At 67.7% G+C, this 2,788-nt stretch carries 2 protein-coding genes; one reads left to right on the top strand and one right to left on the bottom strand.

The window, feature by feature from the left end; all coding sequences use genetic code 11:
• Positions 1-185: 185 nt before the first annotated feature.
• Positions 186-1,463, bottom strand: a complete 1,278-nt coding sequence (gene purD, locus A3E77_RS12495) for a phosphoribosylamine--glycine ligase (RefSeq protein ID WP_293646387.1) — start codon at positions 1,461-1,463, stop codon at positions 186-188.
• Between purD and xseA the strand changes: the two genes are divergently transcribed.
• Positions 1,462-2,788: exodeoxyribonuclease VII large subunit (gene xseA, locus A3E77_RS12500; RefSeq protein ID WP_293646389.1), on the top strand; the 1,327-nt coding region annotated here is incomplete at its 3' end. The genes purD and xseA overlap by 2 nt on opposite strands.

The raw sequence follows: 2,788 nt of genomic DNA on the forward strand, positions 1-2,788 counted from the left end.
AGCATGACGGCCACGACGAGTCCGACGACCGCGATAATCCAGTTTTCCTGAAGCCAAATCATGATCTTCTCCGCATGTGATTTTTTGCAAGCCTATGCGGGCTTGGCTGCCGGGTCTACCTTGACGAACGGAAAGCAAGAATTTCCTCGTCCGTCCCGTGGTCGCGGGACGGGCGAGTGGGGATGTCATTCGGCTTCGCGTGCGACTTCGCGCCAGCCAATGTCACGGCGGCAGAAACCGCTGGGGAAGTCGATCCTGTCGACCGCGGCATAGGCGCGGGCCTGCGCCTCGGCGACGGTGCGCCCCAATGCGGTGACGTTGAGCACGCGCCCCCCCGCAGCAATGATGTGATCGCCGCTGCGTGCCGTGCCCGCATGAAAAATGCGCACGCCGCCGGTTTCAGCGTCGGCGATGCCACGGATGATGCCGCCCTTTTCGGGGGTGGCGGGGTAGCCGTTGGCGGCCATCACCACGGTCAGCGCATAATCGCTGGCGAAGGCAGGGGCCGCAACGTCCGTCAGCGCCCCCGTCGATGCCGCGTGGAGCAGGGCGGCAAGGTCGCCTGCATAGCGCATCATCAGCACCTGGCATTCGGGGTCGCCGAAGCGGCAATTATACTCGATCAGCTTCGGACCTTCGGCGGTCAGCATCAGCCCGGCGAACAGCACGCCTACATAGGGTGTGCCTTCGGCGGCGAGCGTCGCCACCGTCGGGCGGATGATGCGGTCCATCACTGCCGCTTCGAGGTCGGCGGTGAGCACGGGGGCGGGGCTGTAGGCGCCCATGCCGCCGGTGTTCGGGCCGACGTCGCCGTCGCCGACGCGCTTGTGGTCCTGTGCGCTGCCGAAAGCGATGACATGCTGGCCGTCGGAAAGCGCGAAGAAGCTCGCTTCCTCGCCGGTCATAAATTCCTCGATCACCACTTCGGCCCCCGCGCTGCCGAACGCACCATCGAACATGTCGTCGATCGCCGCTTCAGCGTCTTCGTGGGTTTCGGCGATGATCACCCCCTTGCCCGCGGCCAGGCCGTCGGCCTTGATCACGACGGGGATGGCAAAGCCTTCGAGCACCGCGCGCGCTTCCTCGGCGCTGGTGCAGCGGACATAGGCGGCGGTCGGGATCGACGCGCGCGCGCACAGATCCTTGGTAAAGCCTTTCGAGCCTTCGAGCCGGGCGGCGGCAGCGGCGGGTCCAAAAGCGGGGACGCCAATCTCGCCGAGGCGGTCGGCGAGGCCCGCGACGAGCGGGGCTTCGGGGCCGACGACCACAAAATCGACGCCATGCGCCTTTACGAAGGCGATCAGCCCGTCCAGATCGTCGGCGGCAATCGCGACACATTCGGCGTGCGCCTCGATCCCCGGATTGCCCGGTGCGGCATAGAGCTTGGCGCAGCTTGGCGATTGTGCCAACTGCCAGCTCAGCGCATGTTCGCGGCCCCCCGATCCGACCAGCAGGATATTCATGTCAGTCCCTTTTCCCGATACGGCGTCCGACGATGGCACCGAAGCGCGGCTGTTAGCCGAGGCGGCGCCCGGCGACAACGCTCCTGCCCTGTCGGTCAGCCAATTGTCGGCGGCGATCAAGCGGACGGTCGAGGACGGCTTCGCGCGCGTGCGCGTCCGGGGTGAGTTGTCGGGCGCCAAGCGCGCGGCATCGGGGCATTTTTACGCGGCGCTGAAGGACGATAATGCGCTGATCGACATGGTGATGTGGAAGGGGCAGGCGGGACGCCTCGCCTTTCGCCCCGAGGACGGGATCGAGGTGATCGCGACCGGCAAGCTCACCACCTATCCGGGGCGATCGAAATATCAGCTCGTCGTCGATACGCTCGAGGTCGCGGGCGAGGGCGCCCTGATGCTCCTCTTCGAGAAATTGAAAGCGCGGCTGGGCGCCGAGGGGCTGTTCGACCAGGGACGCAAGCAGGCCTTGCCCTATCTGCCGCGCACGATCGGCGTCGTCACGTCGCCGACCGGCGCGGTGATCCGCGACATCCTCCATCGCCTTGCCGACCGCTGCCCGACGCATGTCATCGTCTGGCCGGTGCTGGTGCAGGGCGACGGCGCGGCGGCGCAGGTCGCACAAGCGATCCGGGGTTTCGATGCCATCGAACCCGGTGGTCCCTTGCCTCGCCCCGACCTGGTCATTGTTGCCCGCGGGGGCGGGTCGATCGAGGATTTGTGGGCGTTCAACGAAGAGGTGGTCGTCCGCGCAATCGCCGATTGCCGCATTCCGACAATCAGCGCGGTGGGGCACGAAACCGACGTGACGCTCGCCGATTATGCGGCCGATGTGCGCGCGCCGACGCCGACTGCCGCCGCCGAACTGGCGGTGCCGGTCCGCGCCGAATTGCAGGCGCAGCTCGCGACATGGAACGGCCGGATGATCGGCGCGGCGAACCGCCACCAGGCGCTGGGAGCCGAGCGGTTGGCCGCGCTGGCTCGCCACCTGCCAAAGCGCGAGGCGCTCTATGCACCGCAGCGCCAGCGGGTCGACGATGCGCAAGGGCGGCTCGATCGCAGCCAGCGCCAACGTCTGGCGGTGATTTCCGAACGGCTTGCGACGCGCAGCGCCGCATTGCGGCCGGTGCTGCTTACGCGGCGCTGGGACCGCGACCGCGCGCAGCTTGAAGGGCTGGGACGGCTGCTGGACAGCCTCGATCCGCGTGCGCTCCTGGCGCGCGGATATGCGATGGTGCGCGACACCGGTGGCGCGATCGTCACCAGCGCCGCCAGCGCAAGGGGCGCGGGGTCGCTCCGCCTTCAGTTCGCCGACGGCGAACTGCCGGTGC

Origin of the sequence: Sphingopyxis sp. RIFCSPHIGHO2_12_FULL_65_19 (genome assembly GCF_001830555.1) — a bacterium.
Taxonomy (GTDB): domain Bacteria; phylum Pseudomonadota; class Alphaproteobacteria; order Sphingomonadales; family Sphingomonadaceae; genus Sphingopyxis.

Coding starts and splice junctions, on each gene's coding strand:
- purD (WP_293646387.1), bottom strand. CDS start 1,463: ATGAATATCCTGCTGGTCGGATCGGGGGGCCGCGAACATGCGCTGAGC.